Below are 25,591 nucleotides of genomic sequence, written 5' to 3'. Positions count from 1 at the left end.
CTGCGACGCACCGCCGGGCATCACCACCGCACCGACGTACGGCGCCTGGAACACGCGAAACGTGGTGTCGGAGAAGAATTTCGTGCACTCGACGAGCTCCAGGCCGAACCGCAGGTCGGGCTTGTCGGAGCCGAACCGCCGCATCGCGTCGGCGTAGCTGATCCGCGGGATCGGCGTCGCAACCCGGTAGCCGATCAGCTCCCACAGCGCGGCCAGGATCTCCTCGGAGAGGGCGATGACGTCCTCGGCGTCGACGAAGCTCATCTCGATGTCGAGCTGGGTGAACTCGGGTTGCCGGTCGGCGCGGAAGTCCTCGTCTCGATAGCAGCGGGCGATCTGGTAGTAGCGCTCCATGCCGGCCACCATGAGCAATTGCTTGAACAGCTGCGGGCTCTGCGGGAGGGCGTAGAACGAGCCCGGGTGCAGCCGCGCCGGCACCAGGAAATCGCGCGCCCCCTCCGGGGTCGAGCGGGTGATGGTCGGGGTCTCGATCTCGACGAAGTCGTGCCGGCCCAACACGTCGCGCGCGGCGGCATTCGCGTTGGAGCGCAACCGGATTGCCGAGGCCGGACCTTCGCGCCGCAGGTCCAGGTAGCGGTATTTCAACCGCAACTCCTCACCGGCGGGCTCGTCGAGCTGGAACGGCAGCGGCGCGCACTCCCCGAGCACGGTCAGCGAGGTGGCGTTGACCTCGATCTCGCCGGTCGCGATCTCGGGGTTGGCGTTGCCTTCCGGGCGGACCTCGACGACACCGGTGACCGCGACGCAGAACTCGGCGCGCAACCGGTGCGCCTGGGCCAGCGCCTGTCCTTCCTGCAAGCCAGCGCGGAACACGACCTGCGCGACACCCGACGCGTCCCGCAGATCGATGAAGATCACGCCGCCGTGGTCGCGCCGGCGAGCTACCCAACCGGCCAGCGTCACCCGCTGGCCGGCGTCGGCCTTCCGTAGCGAACCGGCGGTGTGGCTGCGCAGCACGAAAACTCCTTATCAGCCGGTTGGAACGAGTGACCAGTCTAGAGGCAGGTAATTTCAGCGCTATCGCCACCAACATCGCACTCGTCGGTCCCGGTGCCGTCGGCACGACGGTCGCCGCGCTCTTGCACAAGGCCGGGCACTCGGTTCTCGTGTGCGGCCGCAGCCCCCGCGACTCCATCGAGCTGCGGCCCGACGGCGAGGATCCCATTGTGGTGCCCGGCCCGGTGCGCACCGATCCCGCGGAGGTGTCCGGCCGGGTCGACCTGGTGGTCTTGGCGGTCAAGGCCACCCAGAACCAGGACGCGGCCGGCTGGCTGGCGCGCCTGTGCGACGAACACACGATCGTCACCGTCCTGCAGAACGGCGTCGAGCAGGTCGACCAGGTGCAGCCGCTGTGCCCGACGTCGGCCGTCGTTCCGGGGATCGTCTGGTACAGCGCCGAAACCCAACCGGGCGGCTGGGTGCGGTTGCGGACGGAGGCCGCCCTGGTGCTGCCGTCGGGGCCGGCCGCGGCGACGGTCGCCAGCCTGCTGCGCGGCGCCGGCTGCCGGGTGGATTGTGACCCGGACTTCATCACCGCCGCCTGGCGCAAGCTGCTGGTCAATGCGCTGGCCGGGTTCATGGTGCTGGCCGGGCGGCGGTCCGGCATGTTCCGCCGCGACGACGTCGCGGCGCTGTCGCGTCGCTACGTCGCCGAATGCCTGGCTGTCGCGCAGGCCGAGGGTGCCCGAATGACCGACGACGTGGTCGACGAGCTGGTCGGCCTTTTCCGCAGCGCGCCGGAAGACATGAGCACCTCGATGCTGGCCGACCGGGAACACCACCGGCGGCTGGAATGGGACATCCGCAACGGCGTGATCATCCGCAAGGCCCGCGCGCACCATCTGGCGACGCCGATCAGCGACGTCATAGTGCCGCTGCTGGCCGCGGCCGGCGAGGGCCCTGGATAGCGGCCCGGGATAGGTTGTTAACCATGTTTCCCTGCGAGCGCGTGGATCTGAGCTTCCTCGACGCAGATGCTGTTCGCGGCCGATTCCGGTTCCGCAACAGCGTCGACCTGGCCGTCACCCCCGAGCAGCTGTTCGAGGTGCTTTGCGACGCCGAATCCTGGCCGCGCTGGGCGAGCGTGATCACCAAAGTGACCTGGACCAGCCCCGAGCCGCGCGGCGTGGGCACCACGCGAACCGTCGACATGCGCGGCGGGATGGTCGGCAACGAAGAGTTCCTCGCCTGGGAGCCGTTCACCCGCATGGCCTTTCGGTTCAACGAATGCTCCACCCAAGCCGTCGAAGCGTTCACCGAGGATTACCAGGTGGAAGCCATCCCGGGCGGCTGCCGCCTGACGTGGACGATGGCGCAAAAGCCCGCGGGTCCGGCGCGGCTGGCACTGCCGGTTTTCGGCCCGCTGCTGAATCTGACGCTGCGCCGGTTCCTGCGTAACCTGCGCCGCTACACCGACGCCCGATTCGCGGACACCCAGCAACATTAGGAGCGCGCGATGACCTTCAACGAGGGTATGCAGATCGACACCAGCACGGCGTCGTCGTCGGGTGGGGGCATCGGCGGACTGCCGATCGCCATCGGCGGCGGCTTCGGGGGCCTGCTGATTCTGGTGGCTGCCTTGTTTCTTGGTATCGACCCCGGCGGCGTCACCAGCCAGCAGCCGGCGGACAGCGGCGGTGCCGTCGCACCCGGATTCGATCTGAGCCAATGCAAGACCGGCGCCGACGCCAACAAGTACGTCCAGTGCCGGGTGGTCGCGACCGGCAATTCCGTTGACGCGGTGTGGCATCAGCTGATGCCGGACTACACCCGACCGCACGTGCGACTGTTCACCGGTTCGGTGGACACGGGCTGCGGACAGGCCACCACCGCGGTGGGGCCGTTCTACTGCCCGGTGGACCAGACGGCGTATTTCGACACCGACTTCTTCCAGGAGTTGGTCGATAAGTTCGGTTCCAGCGGTGGGCCGTTCGCACAGGAGTACGTGGTCGCGCACGAATACGGGCACCACGTGCAACAACTGAAGGGAGTCCTGGGGCGCTCCCAGCAGGGGGCCCAGGGCGCGGGCGGCAACGGCGTGCGCACGGAGCTGCAGGCGGACTGCTACGCGGGCATCTGGGCGCACTACGCGTCGACGGTCAAGCAGGAGAGCACCGGCGTGCCGTACCTGCAGCCATTGAGCGACCAGGACATTCAGGATGCCTTGTCGGCCGCGGCGTCGGTCGGCGACGACCGCATCCAGAAGGAAGCGACCGGCCGGGTCAATCCCGAATCCTGGACCCACGGCTCGTCGGCGCAGCGGCAGAAGTGGTTCACCATCGGGTACCAGACCGGTGACCCGAACAAGTGCAACACCTTCGCCGCCACCAACCTCGGCTAGTGCGTGCCGGCAGCGGGCAACCCTCGGCTTTCACGCCGCTGGGGAACCGGCTGTTTCGCGGGTTGTTCGTCGCGCAGTTCGTCTCCAACCTCGGGACCTGGATGCAAGGCGTGGCGGCGCAGTGGTTTTTGGTAGAACTGCACAGCGCCGACGTCATCGTCGCACTGGTCCAGACGGCAAGCCTGGCGCCGACCCTGGTCTTCGCCCTGTTCGCCGGGGTGCTTGCCGACCTGTTCGACCGTCGGCGGTTACTGATTGTCCTGCAGTCGTATGCGGTCGTGGTCGCGCTGGCGCTGGCGGCCGTCGCCTACGTCGGCAGGCTCACCCCCGCGTCCCTGTTGATGTTTACCGTGGCAATCGGGCTTGCCTCAGCGCTGACCGCGCCGGCCTGGCAGGCGATTCAACCCGAAGTCGTCACCCGCGAGCAGATACCCGCCGCTGCCACCTTGGCCAGCGTCTCGGTGAACATCTCCCGGGTAATTGGACCGGCGGTCGGCGGTGTGATCGTCGCATTGGCTGGTCCCGCAGCGGTTTTCGCGATCAATGCACTATCGTTCACGGGAATCATCTTTGTCTTGACGGGGTGGCAGCGGCCCCGGCAAGTCGCGCCGATCGAGCGAGAACATTTCAGCCAGGCCATCGTGACCGGCTTGCACTACGTCATCAACGGTCCGATATTCCGCCGGATTCTGCTGCGGGCAACCCTTTTCGTGTTCCCCGCCTCGGCGCTGCTGGCCCTGCTGCCGGTGGCTGCTGCGCACAGATGGCACTTGGGAGCCACGGGCTACGGTGTGGCGCTGGGAGCGATAGGTTTCGGCGCGGTGCTCGCCGTCGCCGTCCCCGCAGCGCTACGTCAAAAGCTGTCGCCCAACGCGCTGCTGGGACTGAGTGCGGCCGGATACGGGGTTGCGACGCTTGCGGTGGTCTGGCTGCCGTTCGCGTGGGCGCTGCCTTTCCTGATGTTGTCCGGGATGACCTGGCTGATCACCCTGACAACGTTGAACGCGGCCGCGCAGCTCCATCTGCCCCGCTGGGTGCGGGCGCGCGGGTTGGCGACGTATCTGCTGGTCTTCACGGGATCGCAGGCGCTCGGCTCGTTCGTGTGGGGCGTCGTTGCCACGCGGGCGGGAATTCATGTCGCGCTGGTCGTGTCCGCGGTGTTGCTGGGCATTGCCGCTCTCAGCGTCACCGCCGTCGGGTTGCTGCCGGCCACCGGGAAGCTGAGCCGCGACAGCTCACGGGCGTGGCCGTCGCCGTTGGTCGTGTTCGAGCCGTGCCCCAACGACGGACCGGTGCTCGTCACCGTCCACTATCGCGTGTCGGCGGAGAACCTCCATGACTTCGTCGATGCGATGAGGGCGGTGCGGCGATCACGGCTGCGCACCGGCGGCCACAGCTGGCGGCTTTACCGAAGCCTCGAAGATCCCGAAACGATCATCGAGAGGTTCACGGTGCAATCGTGGACCGAATTCGAACGCCAGCACACCGAACGCTGGTTGGAGTCCGACCACGACGCCGCCGCCCGGGCGGTGGCCTACACCCTCGACGGCAACCCCCGGCACGAGCACTACCTCGCCGTGCGGGTGCACCGCTGAGTTACCTGGTCACCACGGCCGCGTCGAGCAGGTGACGCCGGTGGTGGCGTTCTGGGTGACCACCACCTGGCCGTCGACCGCGATCTGGCACTGAATTTGCGGAACGTTAGACGAGTCACAGTCCGGCCAATGACACCCGCCGCTGGCGTTGACGAACGCCCACTGGTTCGGGTTTGCCAGCGTTGTGGTGTACACCAGCGGCTGCCCGGCGGCGAACGCCGTCGGCACGGTGGTCAGGTACTGTGACGAGTTGGCGTCGAAGGCTGCCTGACTGGGCGGATCGCTGTTCATGTAGCGAACGTTGCCGGTCAAATTGCCGGTGGCGGTGATCGTGTAGGTCACCTGGTGGCCCGCCGGATCCGCATGCGCGCTGGCCGGCGCGAGAACCACTCCCGCCGCCGCTAGCGCGCCGATGACATTTCGCACGTTCATAGGAGAAAACGCTACCGGACTCGTTACTCGGTTCAGGTATGAAGCAGGTATGAGCGATCCCGCCACCGGCATCAGCCGCCGCAGGTTGTTGACCACGAGCGCGGTGTCGGCTGCCCTGGGGGCGGGCGTGGGGGGCGCGGCCGCGCTGGTGTGGGCACAGTACTCACATCCCGCGAGCCCGGGTTTCTGGCACCAGCCGGATAGCAACGGCGCGCCGCCGGTCGGGGGTCTGCATCTGCAATTCGGCCGCGATGCCGCCACCGAGGTGGTGGTGTCATGGCACACCACCGAAGCGGTGAGCAATCCACGGGTCATGCTGGGCACGCCCAATTCCGGCTTCGGGAGCACCATCGCGGCGGAAACCCGAACCTACCGGGATGCCAAGTCCAACATCGAGGTTCGCGTGAACCATGCCCGGCTGACCGGGCTCGACCCGGACACCGACTACGTCTACGCCGCCATGCACGACGGCGCGGAACCGGAGACCGCAACGGTGCGAACCGCGCCGTCGGGCCGAAAACCGCTGCGCTTCACCAGTTTCGGCGACCAGTCGACGCCGACGCTGGTCACGTTGCCGGACGGCAGATACGCCAGCGACAACATCGGATCGCCCGCGGCCGGGAACACCACGCTGGCGATCGAGCGCCTGAGTCCGCTGTTCAATCTGGTCAACGGCGACCTGTGCTATGCCAACCTCGCGCATGACCGGATACGCACCTGGTCCAACTGGTTCGAGAACAACACGCGTTCGGCGCGGTACCGGCCCTGGATGCCGGCGGCCGGCAACCACGAGAACGAATGGGGCAATGGCCCGATAGGTTACGGCGCCTACCAGGCCTACTTCGCCCTGCCGGATTCGGGGTCCAGCCCGCAAACCCGCGGGCTGTGGTACTCCTTCACGGCCGGCTCCGTGCGGGTCATCAGCCTCAACAATGACGATGTGGCGTTTCAGGACGGCGGCAACTTCTACGTGCACGGCTACTCGGGCGGCGAGCAAAAGCGCTGGCTCGCAGGAGAACTCGCCGCAGCCCGGCACGACCCGGGGGTCGACTGGATAGTCGTGTGCATGCATCAGACCGCGATCTCGACGGCCGACAAATCCAACGGCGCGGACCTGGGTATACGTGAGGAGTGGTTGCCGCTGTTCGACCAGTACGAGGTCGATCTGGTGTTGTGCGGTCATGAACACCACTACGAGCGGTCACATCCGTTGCGCGGATCGTTGGGCACCGACACCCGAACGCCGATACCCGTCGACACCCGCCACGATCTGATCGATTCCACGCGGGGAACGGTGCATCTCGTCATCGGCGGCGGCGGCACGTCCGCGCCATCCAACGGGATGTTCTTCGTCCCGGAGCCCCGGTGCCGCGTGCTGACCGGCGTCGGCGCGTTCGATCCCGGGATCGGGCGCAAGGCGCCGATCTACGTGATCGAGGACGCGCCATGGTCGGCATTTCGCGACCGCGACAATCCTTACGGCTTCGCCGCTTTCGACGTCGACCCCGGTCAACCCGGCGGCAACACCTCGATCAAGGCCACGCACTACGCGCTGAGCGGGCCGTTCAGCGCGGTCACCGTGGTGGACGAATTCACGCTGACCAAGCCCCGGGGCGATCAGCGCGCTTAGCTCAAAAGAGCGTCGGCGCAGCGGGTTCCGGCTCGACAGCTTTGGCCGCCCGCTGAAACGACCGGTGATCACCGGTTAGCCGATGCTTGGCGATCAGCGGGGCGGCCCGCCGGCGCAACATGTCGCGGTAATTCGGCGGCAGATATGCACCGCGCCGGTAGAGCTCCCGGTAGCGGCTGACGAGTTCGGGATGCGCGCGGGCCAACCAGGACATGAACCAGCCGCGGGTCGAACCCCGCAGATGCAGCCCGAAAACCGTCACCCCGGTGGCACCGGCCGCAGCGATCTGACCGAGCAATCCGTCGAGGTGCTCCACGGAATCGGTGAGGTGCGGCAGCACCGGCGCCACCATCACGTGACAGTCCAGCCCGGCATCACGGATTGCGCTGATGAGGCTCAGCCGCGCCTGCGGCGTCGGGGTACCCGGCTCGACCTCGCTGTGCAGTTTCGGATCGCCGACGGCCAGCGATATCGCGACGGATACCGGAACGTGCTGTGCGGCTTGCGCAATCAACGGCAGATCGCGCCGCAGCAGCGTGCCCTTGGTCAGGATCGACAGGGGCGTGCCGGATCCGGCGAGCGCGCTGATGATCCCGGGCATCAGGGCGTACCGCCCTTCGGCGCGCTGGTAGGGATCGGTGTTGGTGCCCAGCGCGACCGTCTCGCGGTGCCACGACGGCCGATGCAGCTCGCGGTTCAGGACCTCGACCACGTTGGTCTTGACCACCACCTGGGTGTCGAAGTCGGTGCCACAGTCGAAGTCGAGATACTCGTGGGTCGGACGGGCGAAGCAGTAGCGGCACGCATGCGAGCAGCCACGGTAGCCGTTGACGGTGTACCGAAACGGCAGCGCGGCGGCGTCGGGAACCCTGTTGAGCGCGGACTTGCACAGCACCTCGTGAAAGGTGATTCCTTCGAATTGCGGCGCGCGCACGCTTCTGACGAAGCCGATCCGCTGCAGACCTGGGAGCGCTCCGTCATCGACTGCAACCGCCTGGCCAGCCCAACGCATAACCCTATTCGAACTGACGTTCGATCCGATGTCAAGTGGCAAGATGCTCCAATGGCATCCAGCCGAGTCGCTCCCTTCGGGCAGCTGCGATACCGCAACATCCTCGGCAAGCGAATGGCGTACATCGACGAGGGTGAAGGTGACGCCATCGTCTTTCAGCACGGCAACCCGACGTCGTCCTACCTGTGGCGCAACGTCATGCCGCATCTGGAAGGGCTGGGGCGGCTGGTGGCCTGCGACCTCATCGGGATGGGAGCGTCGGACAAGCTCAGCCCCTCGGGACCGGACCGCTATCACTATGCCGAGCAGCGAGACTTCTTGTTCGCGCTGTGGGATGCCCTCGACCTCGGCGACCGGGTGGTGCTGGTGCTGCACGACTGGGGCTCCGCGCTGGGCTTCGACTGGGCCAACCGGCACCGCGACCGCGTGCAGGGGATCGCATTCATGGAGGCGATCGTCACCCCGATGACATGGACAGACTTTCATCCCAGCGTGCGGGGCGTGTTCCAGGGCTTTCGGTCGCCGGAGGGCGAGCGGATGGTGTTGGAGGAGAACATCTTTGTCGAAGGGGTGCTGCCCGGCGCGATCCAACGGCGGCTGTCCGACGAGGAGATGGATCACTATCGGCAGCCGTTCGCCAACGCCGGCGAGGACCGGCGCCCGACCCTGTCGTGGCCACGCAACATACCCATCGACGGCGAGCCGCCCGAGGTCGTCGCAGTCGTCGAACAGTACCGCGGCTGGCTCGAAACAAGCGATGTGCCAAAGCTTTTCGTCAACGCCGAGCCCGGCGCGATCCTGGCCGGCCGCATCCGCGACTACGTCCGGACATGGGCCCGTCTCAGCGAAATCACGGTTCCCGGCGTGCATTTCATCCAAGAAGACAGCCCGGACGAGATCGGGTCCGCCGTAGCGGAGTTCGTCAGAAAGCTCCGCCCCACCGGCTAAAAAGGTGGTGGTTCCTCGGCGGGTTGGGGTGGCGGGAGGTTGAAGTAGCTGGGGCGTTCGGCGCGTCGGGCTAGGCGCGCGTCGCGGTTGTGTCGGCGTTCGGCGGCCACCCGTGCCGCGCGGTTTTGAGCGCGGGTGCGGCGGCGTTTGGGCATCATGGCGGTGCGCTCGACGCAGTAGTCCTCAGGTGCGGGGTCGGCTTCGGGGGTGGGCATGCCGCCCACGGCGTAGCACAGGCTGGGAAAAAGCAGCGCGCTACCCGGGGTGGTGACATAGGTCTGCCCGGCCGGTGAGGTAAAGATCAGCGTCCCGTCGGGCAGTTGCTTTTCGGTCCAGCCCGCAAAGGTTTTGGCCAAATGGTGGGTGCGGCATTTGCAGTTCAGGTTGGCCGCGTGCGTCTTGCCGCCCTGCGCGTAAGGGATCGAATGGTCAAGGTCGCAGTCGGTGGCAGGCACGTCACAGCCGGGCCAGCGACACGTCAAATCGCGGCAGCGGATGAAGTCGGCGAGTGCTTGGGAGGGCCGGTATCCGGTCTCGGGTGCGGCGTGGCCGGGGTGGATCAGCGGCACCACTTTTGCCGAGGCGGCCAACTCGGCGATGAGTTCGGGGGTGAGCAGCCCGTCGGCGCCCACCATCGAACCCGGCGTGGTGCTGCGCCCGTCGAGGGTGGCCTGCTCGGCGATCACATGAACGACCACCGGCGACGCCGCCGGGCGCTTGCCGGCCGCACAATCGCGGCGTCCACAGCGACACCCCAGTCGATCCGCCCCGGCGACCAACGCCCCCAACGCATCCGTGCGGCGCTGCTCGCGTGTGCGGGGATCGTGCTCGCACACCGTTGCCGCCAGGGCGGTTAGCCGCTCATCCAGCGCCCGCGCATCCGGGGTCAACAGCCGGCCCTCGATATGCGACACGCCGTCGCGGCCTTCCCAGATCGCTATCTCGCGGTCGGTCTGACGTTGGGTGCGCCGGCGCACCGCGTCGGCATCGGCGCGGGCCACCACCTTGGCGACCTGCGCGGCAAGCCGCCCCCGGCTCAGCGACGGCCACGACGGCACCTTGACCGCCAACTCGGCATCCACCGAGGCCAACACGTCGGCATCGGTGATCAAATCGGTGCCACCCACGATGGTCTGAAACGCCCGGTAGTCGAGGTCACCGGCGTTGAACAGCTCGCCCACCTTCGGGAGCCGTTCACGCATCGCGCGGGCATAGATCAGCCGGGTCTCAGCGGCGTGCTGGCTGACCCGCAGCGCCGCGCCGACCTCGGCGGCCACCGCGGCCATGGTGTCCAGCGCCCAGTCCTCGTCCTCCGAGCAGTGTGAGAGCCGATAAGCGAACAACTTCCCCATATCGACCAACTGCGCGGCCACCGCCTGGTTCTCCACGCGCGCCGCCGCACAAATCCCCTCCAGCAGCGCCGCGGACTGCGGGGTCTCCGACGGATACCGGCGCTCCATCAGCTCGCCCAGCCGGGCGATCGACTCAGGGGAGGGCATCCGCTTTGGATCGAACATAGGTTCGACTATGCCACAGACCTATGACACGCGCTGCCGCCGCGGCTAGCGGGCCGGGAGCAAGCCCACGTCACCAGTGCAGCGCACACTCGCGGCGGAACCGGTCACCGTTTGATCCGCTATCTGCCTTCCGTTGGCCAAAATCTTGCACGTGACCGTGCCGCCCGATTCATCTGTCGTGGCGGTCAAGGACACGACTCCCCCGGTGAAGACGTCCCTGGTCCACGGCAACCGCGCGGCAGTGTCGTTCGCCGTGCGCGCGACGCCTACCGTGTACGCGATCGCCACCGGGCCGCCCGAACCCTCCACGCGATACGTGACGCCGACCGCGTACTTCGACTCTTCTTGCATGTCGTTGCCGACACGGTGAAGCAACGTGACGCAGACGTAGCCGAGAACGACAATCACGACCAAACCGCCGAACACCCACAACCAAACGCGGAGCACGCGCCTACCGATCCAACATCGAGACGACTTCTGCGAGAACACAATCCATCGGCACCGCGACCTGGTCACCCGAGCCGAGATCCTTCACCCCAATCGTCCCGGCCTCGATGTCGCGGTCCCCCAAGACCAAGGCGAGACGCGCGCCCGAACGGTCGGCCGCGCGCATCGCGCCCTTGAGGCCGCGATCGCCATAGGCCATGTCGACACGCACACCACAGGCGCGCAGCCGCGCGGCCAGCACCGCCAGCTGGAGCTTCGCCGGTTCGCTCAGCGGCACCCCGAACACGTCGCAACGCGCGATCTCCCCGACGCTCTTGCCCTCGGCGCGCAGGGCCAGCAGGGTTCGGTCCACCCCCAGCCCGAACCCGATGCCGGACAGGTCTTGTCCGCCGAGCTCGCGCATCAGGCCGTCGTAGCGGCCGCCGCCACCGATGCCGGATTGGGCGCCGAGTCCGTCGTGCACGAACTCGAAAGTGGTCTTGGTGTAGTAGTCCAGCCCGCGCACCATTCGCGGGTTGATGACATACGGAACACCCAGCGCGTCGAGATGCGCGAGCACCGTGTCGAAGTGCTGCTTGGCGACATCGGACAGGTGGTCGAGCAGCACCGGCGCGTCGGCCGTCATGGCGCGCACCGCGGGGCGTTTGTCGTCGAGCACCCGCAGCGGATTGATCTCGGCGCGTCTTCCTGTCTCCTCGTCGAGATCGAGCTGAAACAGGAACTCCTGCAACAGTTCCCGGTATTGTGGCCGGCAGGTCTCATCCCCCAGCGAGGTGATCTCCAGCCGGAAACCGTCAAGGCCCAGCGAGCGGAACCCAGCGTCGGCGACGGCAACCACCTCGGCGTCCAGCGCCGGATCGTCGATGCCGATCGCCTCGACCCCGACCTGCTGCAGCTGGCGGTAGCGGCCGGCCTGCGGGCGTTCGTAGCGGAAAAACGGTCCCGCATAACAGAGTTTCACCGGTAACGCGCCGCGGTCGAGGCCGTGTTCTATCACCGCGCGGACCACCCCGGCGGTCCCCTCCGGACGCAGCGTCACGGAGCGGTCGCCGCGGTCGGCGAACGTGTACATCTCCTTGGACACCACGTCCGTGGACTCGCCCACGCCGCGGGCGAACAACGCGGTGTCCTCGAAGATTGGCAGCTCGATGTCGCCGTAACCGGCCCGTCGGGCGGCGCCCAGCAGCCCGTCACGCACCGCGACGAATTCGGCGGAGTTCGGGGGAAAATAGTCCGGAACCCCTTTGGGAGCGACGAATTCCGTCACGTGCTCAGGCCTTCGAGGAACGGATTGAAGCGGCGCTCGGCGCCGATGGTGGTGGAGGGTCCGTGCCCCGGAAGGACGACGGTGTTGTCGTCGAGCACCAGGAGCTTGTCGATGATCGACGTCAGCAGGTCGCGGCCGCTGCCGCCGAACAGGTCGGTGCGGCCCACCGAGCGCTCGAAGAGCGTGTCCCCAGTGAGCACCACGTCGGTGTCGGCTGGGCTTGCCTGAGAAACCCGGAAACACACCGATCCGCGGGTGTGCCCCGGCGTGTGATCGACGTTGACGAGCACGCCGCCCAGGTCGAGCTTGTCGCCGTCACGGTCCAACTCGACCACCTGCTTGGGCTCGCGAAAGAAAGCACCCGCCACCACCTGCGCCAGCCGCGGACCGAAGCCGTAGATCGGGTCTTTCAGCATGAACCGGTCCTCGGGGTGGATGTAGGTCGGACAGCCGTAGGTGTCGGACACCTTCTGGGCAGACCACATGTGGTCGATGTGCCCGTGGGTCAGCAACACCGCGGCCGGCGTCAGCCGGTTCTCGTCGAGGATCCGCCGCAGCGGGCCCATCGCCCGCTGCCCGGGATCCACGATGACGGCGTCCGCTCCTGGCCGCCCGGCCAACACATAACAGTTGCACTGCAGTGCGCCGGCGGGAAATCCGGTGATCAACACGCTTCCCAGTTTCCCATCCCCGGTTGACACCGGGCGCGCCGCCCACATTAGCCTGGGCAAGCTAGCCCGGACTTGTCACGCCCTGACTCACCGACCATGGAGGCCACCGGCCGTGCCGACCAACGAACAGCGACGCGCCAGCGCCAAGCGCAAACTCGAACGGCAGCTGGAGCGCCGCGCAAAGCGCGCACGAACGCGCCGGATCCTGGTGATCGCCGCCGGTTCAATTGTCGGGCTGGCAGTGATCGCCGCGGTGGTCATCGCGGTCGTCAACACCAAAGACGAGCACAAGAGCAACACCGCGTCGACGTCCACCAGCCCCACTTCGCCAGCACCGGGCAGCTCGGCCGACACCACCCCGCCCGCAAACCCGCAGAACGGAGCCGTCCCGCCGTTGCCGGCGTTCAAGCCGACGGCCAGCGTGGGGGCCAACTGTCAGTACCCGGCGTCGCCGGAAGCGGCCGCCAAGCCGGTCAAGCCGCCGCGAACCGGCAAGGTTCCCACGGACCAGGCTCAGGTGAGCGCCAGCATGGTGACCAGCCAGGGCAACATCGGCCTGATGCTGGCGAACAACGAATCACCTTGCACCGTAAACAGTTTCGCCAACCTCATCGGCCAGAAATACTTCGACGACACCAAATGCCACCGGTTGACCACTTCGCCGGATCTGAGCGTCCTGCAATGCGGTGACCCCAAGGGCGACGGCACGGGCGGCCCGGGCTACGGCTTTGCCAACGAGTACCCGACCGATCAATACCCGCCGAACGATCCGCAGCTGAAGCAGCCGGTCATTTATCCGCGGGGAACGCTGGCGATGGCCAACAGCGGGCAGCCGAACAGCAATGGCAGCCAATTCTTCATGGTCTACAAGGACTCCCAGCTGCCGCCCCAGTACACCGTGTTCGGCACCATTCAGGCCGACGGGCTGGCCACGCTGGACAAGATCGCGAAAGCGGGTGTCGCCGGGGGCGGTGAGGACGGGCCGCCCGCCGTCGACGTCACCATCAAGTCGCTGCTGCTGGACTAAACCTTGAGCAACGCAACACCAATCGCGCTGATTGCCGAGAATCGCCGGGCTCGAGCGCTCCATCGATTATGGCTCATCGGATGAATATGGACCCAGAGTCATTCGGCCACTACCAAATTGTGGAGTTGTTGGGCCGCGGCGGCATGGGACGCGTCTACCGCGCCTACGACCCGTCCACCGCTCGGGTGGTGGCGCTCAAAGTGCTCCCTCCGCACTTGGCCGAGGATCAGGAATTTCAGCGGCGTTTCCGCCGAGAGGCACGCATCGCCGCCAGCCTCAACGACCCGCACATCGTGCCGATCCACGGTTACGGCGAGATCGACGGCCGACTATACGTCGACATGCGGCTGATCGAGGGCCGCGACCTATCGCAGTACATCGCCGAAAACGGCGGACGGCTCAGCCCCGAGCGCACGGTTGCGGTGATCGAACAAGTCGCGGCGGCGCTGGACAGCGCCCACCGGGCGGGATTGGTCCACCGGGACATCAAGCCGAAGAACATTCTCGTGACGACCGCGCGAGATTTCGTATACCTGATCGACTTCGGCCTCGCCCGCTCAATGACCGACACGCAACTCACCGTCGCCGGCGCCACGATGGGGACCGCTTCCTACCTGGCGCCCGAACGCTACAGGGGGACAACCGATTACCGCGCCGACGTGTATTCGCTGGCCTGCGTGCTCTACGAGTGCCTGACCGGACGACGTCCCTTCTCCGGCGACAGTCCAGAAGAGCAGCTCCACGCGCACATGAATGCACCGCCGCCGCGGGCCTCGATCGCGTCGCCCGGCATACCGACCGCTTTCGATGGGGTTGTAGCACGGGGCATGGCCAAGGACCCCGAGCAGCGCTACCAGTCGGCGGGGGAGCTCGCCGACGCCGCCAGGGCGGCGATGACCGGCCAAGGCGACGTGGCGACGCGCACTCCCCCCGCCCAAGCGCTGCCAGCGCCGGCGCCCCAGCCAACCCCGCCAACCCCGCCAACCCCGCCAGCGGCGTCCAATAGGCGGCTGGTCCTCGGGATCGTCGGCGGATCGGTCATTGCTTTGGCGGCGGTGATAGCCCTGGTCGTTGCCCTGGTGACGCAGAGCCACGGCTCGACGAACAGCGCGGGCTCCAGCACTGCGACGCACGGTCGGATCCCCGCCCGGAAGGGATCGGCCCCGGCCTCCGCGACGGTGCCGCCCTTACCGGCGTTTGACCCGCCACCCGATCTGGGCGCCAATTGCCAATATCCCCCCGCGCCCGACCAACCCACCAAACCGGTCAACCCGCCTCGGTCCGGCAAGGTCTCCACCGACCCGCCGGTGGTCAAGGGCACCATCTCCACCAACTTCGGGGACATCGGCATCGAGCTCGACAACGCCGAGGCGCCGTGCACGGTGAACAGCTTCCTCAGCCTGGCGCAGCAACGATTCTTCGACCACACCCAGTGCGGCGAGCTGATCACCCAACCGGACTTCGGCATCTTGCAATGTGGCGGCCCGGAGCGGGACGGGGTCGGAGGCCCCGGTTATCAATACGCCGACGAATACCCCGTCAATCAATACGCCCCCAGTGATCCCGCGCTGAACCAACCCGTGCTTTATCCGCGCGGAACCTTGTCCATGGCAAACGCCCTGAAACCCGACACCAACGAAAGCCAATTCAACCTGTTCTATAAGAACAGCGTGCAAGACCCGGCCTTCACCGTGTTCGGCACCATCGACGCCGCGGGTCTGGAGACGATCGACCGGATCGCCCAGCAAGGAGTTCTGGGCAACAGCGACGCCGGCATGCCGGCAAAGACGGTGACCATCAACTCTGTGCAAGTCGGCTGACCGCCTCCACAATCGGGTACCCAAGCACTTTCGAAACCGTCCGCAAGTACGAGGAGGGTGCTATGGCCACCAACAGCGCGGCCGCGGGCGGTTCGCCTCGTGGGCGAGGTGCTCGAGGGGGCGGCCAAACCGGTCGGCAGCGACGCGGAGGGGGTCGCGCAAGCGCCCGGCCCGCCGCCGCTCGCCGCGGTGACTGCCCGGCCGCCTCAGGCGGCGGACGTCACCCGATAGACGTCGTAGACGCCTTCGACGTTGCGCACCACATTGAGCAGGTGGCCCAGGTGCTTGGGGTCGCCCATCTCGAAGGTGAACCGGCTAATCGCGACCCGGTCACCCGAGGTGGTCACCGACGCCGACAGGATGTTGACCTTCTCGTCTGCCAGTACCCGGGTGATGTCCGACAGCAGCCGGTGCCGGTCGAGCGCCTCGACCTGAATGGCCACCAGGAACACCGACGAGGCCGACGGCGCCCAGAGCACCTCGATGATGCGCTCGGCCTGCTGCCGCAGCGACGCGGCGTTGGTGCAGTCAGTTCGGTGCACACTCACCCCCCCGCCGCGAGTGACGAAGCCCATGATCTGGTCCCCGGGCACCGGCGTGCAACATTTGGCCAGCTTGGTCAGCACGCCCGGGGCTCCGGGAACCGAAACCCCAACCTCGTCGCTGCTGCGCGGCCGGCGCAGCATGGTCGTCGGCGTGGACCGCTCGGCCAGCTCCTCCTCGGCCTGGTCGATGCCGCCGAGCTCGGCGAGCAGCCGCTGCATGACGTGCCGGGCCGACACGTGTCCCTCTCCGATCGCGGTGTACAGCGCGGACACGTCGGTGTAGTGCAGTTCGCGGGCCACCGCGGCCATTGATCCGCCGTTTACCAAGCGCTGCAAGGGAAGTCCGCCGCGGCGGACCTCGCGGGCGATGGCCTCCTTGCCGGCCTCGAGCGCCTCTTCCCGCCGCTCCTTGGCGAACCACTGCCGGATCTTCGTCTTGGCGCGCGGCGACACCACGAACTGCTGCCAGTCCCGCGACGGCCCGGCGTTGGGCGCCTTGGACGTGAAAACCTCGACGACTTCGCCGTTTTCGAGTTTACGTTCCAGCGCGACCAGACGCCCGTTCACGCGGGCGCCGATGCAGCGGTGACCGACCTCGGTGTGCACGGCGTAGGCGAAGTCCACCGGCGTCGAGCCCGTCGGCAAGGTGATGACGTCGCCCTTCGGGGTGAACACGAAGATCTCTTGAACCGCAAGGTCGTAGCGCAGCGACTCGAGGAACTCGCCCGGGTCGGCGGCCTCCCGTTGCCAGTCGAGCAGCTGGCGCATCCAGGCCATGTCGTCGATCTCGGCGGCGGCGTGCGGATGCGGAACCCCGTTGCGCCCCTTGGCTTCCTTGTAGCGCCAATGCGCGGCGATGCCGTATTCGGCGGTGCGGTGCATGTCGCGGGTGCGGATCTGCACCTCCAGCGGCTTGCCCTCCGGTCCGACGACAGTGGTGTGCAGCGACTGGTACACGCCGTACCTCGGCTGGGCAATGTAATCCTTGAACCGCCCCGCCATCGGCTGCCACAGCGAATGCACCACGCCCACAGCCGCGTAGCAGTCGCGGATCTCGTCGCACAGAATGCGGATGCCGACCAGGTCGTGGATGTCATCGAAGTCGCGACCCTTGACGATCATCTTCTGGTAGATCGACCAGTAGTGCTTGGGACGGCCTTCGACCGTCGCCTTGATCTTCGACGCATTGAGGGTGTTGACGATCTCGGTGCGGACCTTCGCCAGGTAGGTGTCGCGCGACGGCGCGCGCCCGGCGACCAGACGAACGATCTCCTCGTACTTCTTGGGGTGCAAGATCGCGAACGAGAGGTCTTCCAGTTCCCACTTGACGCTGGCCATCCCCAGCCGATGCGCCAGCGGCGCAATGACTTCCAGCGTCTCGCGCGCCTTTCGTGCCTGCTTCTCCGGCGGCAGGAAGCGCATCGTGCGCATGTTGTGCAGCCGGTCGGCGACCTTGATGACCAGCACCCGGGGATCGCGTGCCATGGCGGTGATCATCTTGCGGATGGTCTCGCCCTCGGCCGCGGTTCCGAGCACCACCCGGTCCAGCTTGGTCACGCCGTCGACGAGGTGGGCCACCTCGTCGCCGAATTCCTCCGAGAGCTGCTCGAGTGTGTACCCGGTGTCCTCGACGGTGTCGTGCAGCAGCGCGGCCACCAAAGTCGTGGTGTCCATCCCCAGTTCCGCGAGGATGTTGGCGACGGCCAGGGGGTGGGTGATGTAGGGGTCGCCGGAATGACGCAGCTGGCTGGCGTGCTTCTGGTCGGCCACCTCGAAGGCCCGCTGCAGCAGCTGCAGGTTCGCCTTGGGATAGATCTCGCGGTGCACCGCCACCAAGGGCTCGAGGACCGGGTTGAGGGTGCTGCGCTGGGCGGTCATCCGCCGGGCGAGCCGTGCCCGGACCCGACGAGACGCGCTGCTGCTCGATTTCAGGGTCTCGGCAGGGGGTTCCGGCTCCGGAGCCTGTTCCGGAATCGGTTCGGGAACCGGCTCGGCGAGCGAGACGTCCGCCGGCGCCTCAAGGGCTTGCGCCCCGCGCTTGTCGTCCGCCACCTCGGTCACCTCCGACCTCGAGGATATCGCGCTAGGCGCTGTGGAGGCTGTGCACCGGCAACGGCGCGAGCGCCGCGCGACCGCCCAGCGCCGTGAGCTCCAAAACCACGGCCGCCGCGGGCACGAGGGCACCGGCGCGCCGCAGCAACCGGGCCGTCGCCGCAATGGTGCCGCCGGTGGCCAGCACGTCGTCGATGATCACGACGGCAAGGCCGCCCAGCTCGATGCCCTCCGCGGGGATCTCCAGCGTCGCGCTGCCGTACTCCAGGTCATACCGCTCCGCGTGCACCGGCGGAGGCAGCTTGCCGCTCTTGCGGACGGCCAGCACGCCGGTGCCCAGGCGGGCGGCGACGGCCGCGCCCACAAGGAAACCGCGGGAGTCGATCCCGGCCACCAAATCGGCCCCCGCGGCGATGCCCGCCAACGCGTCGGCCACCGCCGCCAATCCCTCCCGGTCGGCGAACAGCGGGGTGAGGTCCTTGAATTGGACGCCCGGCTCCGGAAAATCGGCCACGTTGCGAGTCAGCGAGGCGATCAGCTGCGGCAAGCTCATTGCGTCAGGGCCCATCGGTCCATGTTCCAGCCGGCGCCCCAACGAGTCGGGTTTTTGCTGACGGCGTACATCTTCTTCGAGACCAGCAGCGTGCGCTGCTGGCGGTAGAGGGGCAGCGTCGGCATGTCGGCCCAGAGCAGCGGGGCGGTCTGCCCCAGCAGCCTGACGCGCTCGGTCGGGTCGACCGACACCGCCAGCGCAGCGATCGCGCTGTCGACCTGCGGGTTCGCATAGCCGGACAGGTTGTTCCCGTTGCCGCTGTGCAGGTCGTAGGCATCCATGGCCGACGATCCGGTCGATCCGCTGCCGGTGGCTCCGCCGGTGCTGGCCAGCAGCACGTCGATCTTGCCGTCCTTGAGCGCCTGGGGTCCCGAGGAGTTCAGGGCGACATTGGAAACGGTGATGCCTGCCGCGGCGCAAGACTTGCTGATGGCGCCGACGGTGACCGCCAGCCGCGCGTTGGGACCCTGGTACCCGATCCGCACCGCCTGCGGTGCGCCCCCCAGCGAGTTGCGGGCGGCGGCGGGATCCGCCTTGCCGAACGGGCCCGCCCCGTTGGCACCCTCGCCGGCGGCGACGGCGTCCTCAGTGGCCGGATTCAGGCGTGCATTGGCAACCGGCACCCCGGCGTCGTGCGCGATCTCGTCGCGCGGAGTGCACAGCGCGAAGGCGCGCCGCGCGCTGACCTGCGCCAGCGGCCCCTGCGGCGCGAAGATCAGCTGCTCGATGCCGGCGGACGGCGAATCGGTGCGCTCGTAGGTGTCCGGGGTGGCCAACGCTCCCGAGGAACCGGCGGCCACGTCGACCACGTCGACGCTGCGGTTGTTGACGCGGTCCTGAATATCGGGTCCCTGCGGCCACACGGTTATCCGCTTGGTAATCGGCTTGGGGCCCCACCAGCGGTCGTTGGCCACCAGCACCACCGCGCCGCCGTCCAGGACTTGTTCGATCCGGTAGGGACCCGACGACGGGAAACGCTTGCCGATCTCGTCGGCTTTGAGGTTGGGCTTCAGGTCCCAGGTGGTGTTCCACAGCTTCGCGATCTGCGCCACCACCTGCCCGTTGTTGCTCAACAGCGCCGCGGTCACGTCGACGTTGAGCTGGTCGGCGATCACGTGCGACGGCAGCATCGAGGTCGCCGCGAAGAGCTGGTTGTAGTCGACGACGCTGCGGTCCGGGCTGAATGACACCCGCGCCTTCTTTTGGCCCGGGATGCAGTCGATGCCGGCGATGTCGACGTAGCCGGCCTGGCTGGCGGCGTCGAAGCCCGGAAAGCGGCCGGATTGGGCCGCCCATGCCAGGACGAGGTCGTCGCAGGTCACCGGCTTTCCGTCGGAGTAGACGGCGTTGTCGGCGATCTGGTAGTCGAGCACCAACGGCGCGCCACCCACGACCGACACCGTGCCGAAGTCGTTGTCGGCGACGACCTGTCCGTCGGGCCCGTGATAGCCGAAGCCGGTCAGCGTGCGGGCGAAAGCCTGCGCGCCGGCCGACGCGGCGCCGACGACGGTGTTGGTGTTGTAGGTGACCAGCGTGCCGTCGACCACATAATCGATCTGCGGGGCCGCGCTACCGGAACACGCGGTCAGTGTGAACGCCGCCAGGCACATCGCGGCCGACCCGACGGATGCGCATGCATTCAGCCACCGCCGGCCGGTCCGCAACATCTGGCCTACCGTCGGCCGGCGTTCCGCTTGCCGGTCGGACGCCGTGTCCCCGTTGGCCGCACCGGGCGCGCGCCCGGCGCGGGCTTGTCGGGTGCGGGCTTGGTGGGCGGCGTGGACGACTCAGCCGCTTCCGCGCTCTTCGCCGTGGGCTCTTCGGTCGTGTCCTCGGAGACCTCGGCGGCGGGCTCGGGGACTTCCGCCTCGGGGCGGCGCCGCCTGAGCACCCGGCGGGTGTGCGTACGCACCAGGTCGGTGCGTTCCCGCAGGGTGACCAGCAGCGGGGTGGCGAAGAAGATCGATGAGTAGGTGCCGACGAGGATGCCGACCAGCTGCACCAGTGCCAGGTCCTTCAGCGTTCCCACGCCCAGCAGCCACACCGCGACGACCATCAGCGCCAGCACCGGCAGCACCCCGATCAGGCTGGTGTTGATGGAGCGCATGAACGTCTGGTTGATCGCCAGGTTGGCCTGTTCGGCGAAGGTGCGACGGGTGGTGTGCTGGAAGCCGTGGGTGTTTTCCTCGACCTTGTCGAAGACGATCACGGTGTCGTAGAGCGAGAAGCCGAGGATGGTCAGCAGGCCGATCACCGTGGCCGGACTGACCTCGAAGCCCACCAAGGAGTACACGCCAGCGGTGACGGTCAGGTCGAAACACATCGTCGTCAGCGCGGAGATCGCCATGTAGCGCTCGTAGCGCACGGTGATGTACAGGCTGACCAGCGCCAGGAACACCACCAGCGCGATCAGCGCCTTCTTGGTGATCTGACCGCCCCAGGTCGACGACACCGCCGCGTCGCTGATCGCCTGCTTGCTCGGCTTGCCATCGGTGCCCTTGGGCTGGAACGCGTCGAACAGCGCGTTGCGTAGCTTCTCGGTCTCGTTGTTGGACAACGTTTTTGAACGAATCTGCACCGTCGCCGAGGAGCCGTTGCCCACGATCACCACCGACTCGGGGTCACTGCCGATGGCGTTCTTGAAGACGTCGGACACCTGCGCGGTCTGGGCTGAGCCTTTCCCGCCCGCGGCGGGGAGAGACACCGTCGTGCCGCCCTTGAAATCGATTCCGAAGGTGAAGCCCCGCACGACGATGCTGACGATCGCCACCGCGACGATCGCACCGCTGATGGCGTACCACAGCCGGCGCCGTCCGATGACCTCGAACGCTCCCGTGCCCGTGTAGAGCCGGGAAATGAAGCTGTGGTGCGGCTGGGTGGAGCGGTCGGTCAGCTCGGTGCCGATGGGGGTGGCATCGGTGGTGGCTTCGTTGGAGACCATCTCGCTATCCCCGTCCCGTCTTCACAGCGGACCCCCCAGCAGACGGGGCCCGGCGTTCGCGCGCGACCCGCTGAACGGCCCCGAGGCCGTTGTAGGCCGGCTTTGCCAGCGTCGGGGACTTGGAGGCCAGGTACAGCAATGGCCAGGTCACCAGGAACACCACCACCAGGTCGAGGATTGTGGTGAGGCCCAGGGTGAAAGCGAATCCCTTCACCTGGCCGATCGCCAGGAAATACAGCACCGCGGCAGCCAGGAAGGTGACGGCGTTGCCGGACACGATCGTCTTGCGTGCCCGCACCCAGCCGCGGGGCACCGCCGACCGGAACGAACGGCCTTCGCGGATCTCGTCCTTGATCCGTTCGAAGAACACCACGAACGAGTCGGCGGTGGTACCGATGCCGATGATCAGACCGGCGATACCCGCCAGGTCCAGGGTGTAGTTGATATACCGGCCGAGGAGGACCAAAATCGCGAAAACCATTGCGCCGGACGCCGTGAGCGACACCGCCGTGAGCAATCCCAGCACCCGGTAATACAGCAGCGAATACAGCAACACCAGGGCCAAGCCGATCGCGCCGGCGACCAGGCCTGCTCGCAACGAGCTCAATCCCAGGGTGGCCGAAACGGTTTGGGCCTCCGAGGATTCGAAGGACAGCGGCAGCGAGCCGTATTTCAGGACGTTCGCCAGCTGGCGCGCGCTGGACGCGGTAAACGGCGGGTCACCGCCGGTGATCTGGGTCCGGCCGCCCGGGATGGCCTCCTGGATCACGGGGGCGCTGACGACCTGCGAGTCCAGGGTGAACGCGGTCTGGGTACCGATGTGGGCGGCGGTGAAGTCCGCCCAGGTGCTCGCCGCCGCGGGCTTGAACTGCAGGTCGACGACGTAGCCGATGCCGTGCTGGTTCATGCTCGACGTCGCGTTCTCGATCTGGTCGCCGCTGATGATCGACGGACCCAGCAGGTAGGCCACCTTGTGGTCGGTCGAGCAGGTCACCAGGGGTAGGGCAGGGTCGTCGTTGCCGGCCAAGATGTCATCTTTGTTGCACTGGGTCGCCTGGAACTGCAGGGCCAGGAACTGAATGCCCTGACGGGTGCTCTGCCGCCACTTCTTCTCGTCGGCGATGCGTTCGGCCAGATCCTTGCGGGGGTCCGGCGGCGCGGGCTGATCGGCCGGCGGCGACTGCCCTGCCGGCGCTGCGGGCGGCGGCGGTACTGGAGGCGCGGGCGGCGCGGGGCTCGGCGGTGGCGGTGGGTCCTGCGGGTACGGCCGCGGTTGGGCGCCCGGTTGGCCGCCGGGTGCGGGTTGGCCCGTGGGTGCGGGTTGGCCGGTGGGCGCGGGCTGGCCGGGCGGCGTCCCCGCCGGCGGGTTGGGCGCCGGCTTGGGCTCAGCGCCCTGCGACGGCAGCGAGTTGAGCACCGGGCGGATGTACAGGCGTGCCGTCTGCCCGAGGTTGCGGGCCTCGCTGCTGTCCTTTCCGGGCACCGTGATGACCAGGTTGTCCCCGTCGACCACGACCTCCGAACCGGACACGCCGAGCCCGTTGACCCGCGCGCTGATGATCTGCTGTGCCTGGGCCAACGCCTCCCGGCTCGGCCGCGAGCCATCCGGGGTGCGCGCGGTCAACGTGACGCGGGTGCCGCCCTGCAGATCGATTCCGAGCTTGGGGGCGGCCCGCTTGTCGCCGGTGAGAAACACCAGCAGATAGACGCCGACGAGCAGCAACAGGAAAACCGACAGGTAGCGGGCAGGGTGCACCGGCGCGGAAGACGATGCCACGTTCCTTGTATCTCCTATGAATCAGTTTTCTTACCCGGAGAGAGCCTAGATAGAGCGCGACCAAAGACCCAACCAGAGACCCAACAAGAGACTAAGTGTCGCCCTTGATGGCACGGCTTTGGTCGGCCGAGTCGGCAGACTCTTCGCTTTCGCGGGACGCATCCGAGCCGCGCGCCCCGTCGTCGTCGAGCTCGTCGTCGTCGAGGTCGTCGTCGTCGAGGTCGGCTTCGTCGTCGAGGTCTGCTTCGTCGTTGGGCAGGATTCGGTCGCGGATCGCCAGCTTCATCCACGTGGTCACCACGCCGGGCGAGATCTCGAGGTCGACGGTGTCGTCGGAGGTCGCGACGATGATGGCTTCCAACCCGGAAGTGGTATGCACCCGGTCGCCGGGTCGCAGCGACTCATGGAGGTCGATGGTGGCTTGCATCGCTCGCCGCTGCCGTCGGCCCTGGAAGAACATGAAGCCGACCATGATGAGCAAGAACGGCAGAAACAAGACCAAACTATTCATCGCGCCTGTCTTTCGTATTCAGATTCCGCGGAATAACGGCCAGTCTGCCATCACCACAGGCGGCAGCGACTCACCCCGCTGATTCGCCGGTGACCAGATAGGCTTTATCCGCGACGTGACCGCGCGCCGCGGTGAGGAGATGAGAGTGGCCAGCCTCGAGCAGAGTCGCCAGCTGGTCACCGAAATCCCGGGCCCCGCATCGCTGGAACTGAACAAGCGACGAGCCGCGGCGGTGTCCGCTGGCGTCAACGTCTCCCTGCCGGTGTTCGTTGCGCGCGCCGGCGGCGGCATTCTCGAGGACGTCGACGGCAACCGGCTGATCGACCTGGGCTCGGGTATCGCGGTCACCACGATCGGGAACTCGTCGCCGCGGGTGGTGGACGCCGTGCGCGAGCAGGTGGCCGATTTCACGCACACATGCTTCATGGTGACGCCGTACGAGGAGTACATCGCGGTCGCCGAAGAGCTCAATCGGATCACCCCGGGCTCCGGCGAGAAGCGCTCGGTGCTGTTTAACTCCGGCGCCGAAGCGGTCGAGAACGCCGTCAAGGTCGCGCGCTCCTATACCCGCAAGCCCGCCGTCGTGGCGTTCAACCACGCCTACCACGGGCGCACCAACCTGGCGCTGGCGCTGACCGCCAAGTCGGAGCCCTACAAGAGTGGCTTCGGCCCGTTCGCGCCGGAGGTCTACCGCGCGCCGCTGTCCTACCCCTATCGAGACGCATTGCTCGACAAGGAGCTGGCCACCGACGGCGAAAAGGCCGCCGCCCGGACCATCAGGGTCATCGACACCCAGGTCGGCGCCGATAACCTGGCGGCCGTCATCATCGAGCCGATCCAGGGCGAGGGTGGCTTCATCGTTCCGGCCGAGGGATTCCTGGCATCGCTGCTCGCCTGGTGCCACAAGAACGACGTGGTATTCATCGCCGACGAGGTGCAAACGGGCTTTGCTCGCACCGGGGCGATGTTCGCCTGCGAGCACGAGCGCATCGAGCCCGACCTGATCTGCACGGCCAAAGGCATCGCCGACGGACTGCCGCTGTCGGCCGTGACGGGTCGGGCGGAGCTGATGGACGCCCCACACGTCGGCGGCCTGGGCGGCACCTTCGGCGGTAATCCGGTCGCCTGCGTGGCCGCGCTGGCCACCATCGAGACCATCGAGCGCGATGGGCTGATCGAGCGGGCACGGCAGCTGGAGCGCCTGATGATGGAGCCGCTGTTGCGGCTGCAGGCGGCCGATGATCGCCTGGGGGACGTGCGTGGCCGGGGCGCGATGATCGCCGTAGAGTTGGTGAAGACGGGCACCGCCGACCCTGATCCCAAACTCACTCAAGCCCTTTCCACCGCCGCCCATGCGGCCGGAGTCGTCGTTTTGACCTGTGGCATGTTCGGGAACGTCATTCGCCTGCTGCCTCCACTGACCATCAGCGACGAGTTGTTGATCGAGGGAATCGACATCCTGGGCCGGACGCTGGGCGATCTCTA

At 67.4% G+C, this 25,591-nt stretch carries 22 protein-coding genes; 9 read left to right on the top strand and 13 right to left on the bottom strand.

The features are described from left to right. On the bottom strand, positions 1–978 hold a 978-nt coding region (gene aspS / locus JO059_RS09075), incomplete at its 3' end, for an aspartate--tRNA ligase (protein WP_293315870.1). A gap of 62 nt (positions 979–1,040) precedes the next feature. Between aspS and JO059_RS09070 the strand changes: the two genes are divergently transcribed. Genes JO059_RS09070 through JO059_RS09055 form a run of 4 tightly spaced genes read left to right on the top strand, consistent with a single transcriptional unit; the run spans position 1,041 to position 4,956 of the window. Continuing rightward, complete coding sequence (locus JO059_RS09070) at positions 1,041–1,928, top strand: oxidoreductase (RefSeq protein WP_293315874.1); 888 nt, start codon at positions 1,041–1,043, stop codon at positions 1,926–1,928. Between the two features lie 23 nt (positions 1,929–1,951). Beyond that, positions 1,952–2,467, top strand: coding sequence for an SRPBCC family protein (locus JO059_RS09065; RefSeq protein ID WP_293315868.1), 516 nt, complete (start codon positions 1,952–1,954; stop codon positions 2,465–2,467). Positions 2,468–2,476: 9 nt separating this feature from the next. Next, positions 2,477–3,361: a neutral zinc metallopeptidase gene (locus JO059_RS09060; RefSeq protein ID WP_293315866.1), complete on the top strand. Its 885-nt coding sequence runs from the start codon at positions 2,477–2,479 to the stop codon at positions 3,359–3,361. Beyond that, the gene (locus tag JO059_RS09055; protein WP_293315864.1) at positions 3,361–4,956 is read left to right on the top strand and encodes an MFS transporter; all 1,596 of its coding nucleotides are present in this window, start codon (positions 3,361–3,363) and stop codon (positions 4,954–4,956) included. Before JO059_RS09060 ends, JO059_RS09055 begins: the two co-directional genes overlap by 1 nt. Positions 4,957–4,965: 9 nt before the next feature. Here the strand turns inward: JO059_RS09055 and JO059_RS09050 are convergent, their stop codons facing one another. Further along, the gene (locus JO059_RS09050) at positions 4,966–5,388 is read right to left on the bottom strand and encodes a hypothetical protein (RefSeq protein WP_293315862.1); all 423 of its coding nucleotides are present in this window, start codon (positions 5,386–5,388) and stop codon (positions 4,966–4,968) included. A gap of 49 nt (positions 5,389–5,437) precedes the next feature. On the opposite strand from JO059_RS09050, the gene JO059_RS09045 reads away from it, so the two are divergent. After that, entirely contained in the window at positions 5,438–7,018 is a 1,581-nt protein-coding gene (locus tag JO059_RS09045) for a metallophosphoesterase family protein (protein ID WP_293315860.1), read from the top strand. A 1-nt stretch (position 7,019) separates the two neighbouring features. Here JO059_RS09045 and JO059_RS09040 read toward each other — a convergent pair whose 3' ends face one another. After that, positions 7,020–8,030: an Rv2578c family radical SAM protein gene (locus JO059_RS09040; RefSeq protein WP_293315858.1), complete on the bottom strand. Its 1,011-nt coding sequence runs from the start codon at positions 8,028–8,030 to the stop codon at positions 7,020–7,022. Between the two features lie 51 nt (positions 8,031–8,081). Between JO059_RS09040 and JO059_RS09035 the strand changes: the two genes are divergently transcribed. After that, positions 8,082–8,978, top strand: a complete 897-nt coding sequence (locus tag JO059_RS09035) for a haloalkane dehalogenase (protein WP_293315856.1) — start codon at positions 8,082–8,084, stop codon at positions 8,976–8,978. On the opposite strand, the gene JO059_RS09030 is transcribed toward JO059_RS09035, so the two are convergent. Genes JO059_RS09030 through JO059_RS09015 form a run of 4 tightly spaced genes read right to left on the bottom strand, consistent with a single transcriptional unit; the run spans position 8,975 to position 12,880 of the window. Continuing rightward, the gene (locus tag JO059_RS09030) at positions 8,975–10,495 is read right to left on the bottom strand and encodes an HNH endonuclease signature motif containing protein (protein ID WP_293315854.1); all 1,521 of its coding nucleotides are present in this window, start codon (positions 10,493–10,495) and stop codon (positions 8,975–8,977) included. The genes JO059_RS09035 and JO059_RS09030 overlap by 4 nt on opposite strands. Before the next feature lie 45 nt (positions 10,496–10,540). After that, a complete protein-coding gene (locus JO059_RS09025) occupies positions 10,541–10,903 on the bottom strand; it encodes an MmpS family transport accessory protein (RefSeq protein ID WP_293315852.1) in 363 nt (120 codons plus the stop codon). A 43-nt stretch (positions 10,904–10,946) separates the two neighbouring features. Continuing rightward, on the bottom strand, positions 10,947–12,209 hold the full coding sequence (gene hisS, locus JO059_RS09020; RefSeq protein ID WP_293315850.1) for a histidine--tRNA ligase: 1,263 nt from the start codon (positions 12,207–12,209) through the stop codon (positions 10,947–10,949). Next, entirely contained in the window at positions 12,206–12,880 is a 675-nt protein-coding gene (locus JO059_RS09015; protein WP_293315848.1) for an MBL fold metallo-hydrolase, read from the bottom strand. Before JO059_RS09015 ends, hisS begins: the two co-directional genes overlap by 4 nt. Before the next feature lie 112 nt (positions 12,881–12,992). Between JO059_RS09015 and JO059_RS09010 the strand changes: the two genes are divergently transcribed. Further along, positions 12,993–13,907 (top strand): peptidylprolyl isomerase, encoded by a 915-nt coding sequence (locus JO059_RS09010; RefSeq protein ID WP_293315846.1) that lies wholly within the window; start codon positions 12,993–12,995, stop codon positions 13,905–13,907. Between the two features lie 80 nt (positions 13,908–13,987). Beyond that, entirely contained in the window at positions 13,988–15,727 is a 1,740-nt protein-coding gene (locus JO059_RS09005) for a protein kinase (RefSeq protein ID WP_293315844.1), read from the top strand. A gap of 206 nt (positions 15,728–15,933) precedes the next feature. Here JO059_RS09005 and JO059_RS09000 read toward each other — a convergent pair whose 3' ends face one another. From JO059_RS09000 to yajC, 6 genes are all read right to left on the bottom strand, one after another. Continuing rightward, positions 15,934–18,324 carry a bifunctional (p)ppGpp synthetase/guanosine-3',5'-bis(diphosphate) 3'-pyrophosphohydrolase gene (locus tag JO059_RS09000; RefSeq protein ID WP_293315842.1) on the bottom strand — a complete coding sequence of 797 codons (2,391 nt, stop codon included), beginning with the start codon at positions 18,322–18,324 and terminating at the stop codon, positions 15,934–15,936. Between the two features lie 31 nt (positions 18,325–18,355). Further along, positions 18,356–18,892: an adenine phosphoribosyltransferase gene (locus JO059_RS08995; protein WP_293315840.1), complete on the bottom strand. Its 537-nt coding sequence runs from the start codon at positions 18,890–18,892 to the stop codon at positions 18,356–18,358. Then, positions 18,874–20,487: an ABC transporter substrate-binding protein gene (locus tag JO059_RS08990; protein WP_293315872.1), complete on the bottom strand. Its 1,614-nt coding sequence runs from the start codon at positions 20,485–20,487 to the stop codon at positions 18,874–18,876. The genes JO059_RS08995 and JO059_RS08990 overlap by 19 nt, the downstream gene beginning before the upstream one ends. Before the next feature lie 62 nt (positions 20,488–20,549). Beyond that, positions 20,550–21,818 carry a protein translocase subunit SecF gene (gene secF, locus JO059_RS08985; protein WP_293315838.1) on the bottom strand — a complete coding sequence of 423 codons (1,269 nt, stop codon included), beginning with the start codon at positions 21,816–21,818 and terminating at the stop codon, positions 20,550–20,552. Positions 21,819–21,822: 4 nt separating this feature from the next. Further along, entirely contained in the window at positions 21,823–23,595 is a 1,773-nt protein-coding gene (gene secD, locus JO059_RS08980; RefSeq protein WP_293315836.1) for a protein translocase subunit SecD, read from the bottom strand. Positions 23,596–23,686: 91 nt separating this feature from the next. Beyond that, positions 23,687–24,106 carry a preprotein translocase subunit YajC gene (gene yajC, locus JO059_RS08975; protein ID WP_293315834.1) on the bottom strand — a complete coding sequence of 140 codons (420 nt, stop codon included), beginning with the start codon at positions 24,104–24,106 and terminating at the stop codon, positions 23,687–23,689. Between the two features lie 145 nt (positions 24,107–24,251). Here yajC and gabT point away from each other — a divergent pair. Beyond that, positions 24,252–25,591 (top strand): 4-aminobutyrate--2-oxoglutarate transaminase (gene gabT / locus JO059_RS08970; protein WP_293315832.1); only part of this gene is annotated, 1,340 nt, incomplete at its 3' end.

Source organism: Mycobacterium sp. (genome assembly GCF_019247615.1).
Lineage (GTDB): Bacteria > Actinomycetota > Actinomycetes > Mycobacteriales > Mycobacteriaceae > Mycobacterium.
The sequence above is the reverse complement of the archived record's forward strand: the minus strand, read 5'-3'. Positions and strand labels throughout refer to the sequence as shown.

What these genes read in the sequence shown, in the direction of transcription:
- secF (WP_293315838.1), bottom strand. Translation starts at nt 21,818, where the DNA reads ATGGTCTCCAACGAAGCCACCACCGATGCCACCCCCATCGGCACCGAG.
- JO059_RS08990 (WP_293315872.1), bottom strand. Translation starts at nt 20,487, where the DNA reads ATGTGCCTGGCGGCGTTCACACTGACCGCGTGTTCCGGTAGCGCGGCC.
- JO059_RS09050 (WP_293315862.1), bottom strand. Translation starts at nt 5,388, where the DNA reads ATGAACGTGCGAAATGTCATCGGCGCGCTAGCGGCGGCGGGAGTGGTT.
- JO059_RS09065 (WP_293315868.1), top strand. Translation starts at nt 1,952, where the DNA reads ATGTTTCCCTGCGAGCGCGTGGATCTGAGCTTCCTCGACGCAGATGCT.
- JO059_RS08995 (WP_293315840.1), bottom strand. Translation starts at nt 18,892, where the DNA reads ATGGGCCCTGACGCAATGAGCTTGCCGCAGCTGATCGCCTCGCTGACT.
- JO059_RS09045 (WP_293315860.1), top strand. Translation starts at nt 5,438, where the DNA reads ATGAGCGATCCCGCCACCGGCATCAGCCGCCGCAGGTTGTTGACCACG.
- JO059_RS09060 (WP_293315866.1), top strand. Translation starts at nt 2,477, where the DNA reads ATGACCTTCAACGAGGGTATGCAGATCGACACCAGCACGGCGTCGTCG.
- JO059_RS09030 (WP_293315854.1), bottom strand. Translation starts at nt 10,495, where the DNA reads ATGTTCGATCCAAAGCGGATGCCCTCCCCTGAGTCGATCGCCCGGCTG.
- yajC (WP_293315834.1), bottom strand. Translation starts at nt 24,106, where the DNA reads ATGAATAGTTTGGTCTTGTTTCTGCCGTTCTTGCTCATCATGGTCGGC.
- JO059_RS09040 (WP_293315858.1), bottom strand. Translation starts at nt 8,030, where the DNA reads ATGCGTTGGGCTGGCCAGGCGGTTGCAGTCGATGACGGAGCGCTCCCA.
- JO059_RS09005 (WP_293315844.1), top strand. Translation starts at nt 13,988, where the DNA reads ATGAATATGGACCCAGAGTCATTCGGCCACTACCAAATTGTGGAGTTG.
- JO059_RS09035 (WP_293315856.1), top strand. Translation starts at nt 8,082, where the DNA reads ATGGCATCCAGCCGAGTCGCTCCCTTCGGGCAGCTGCGATACCGCAAC.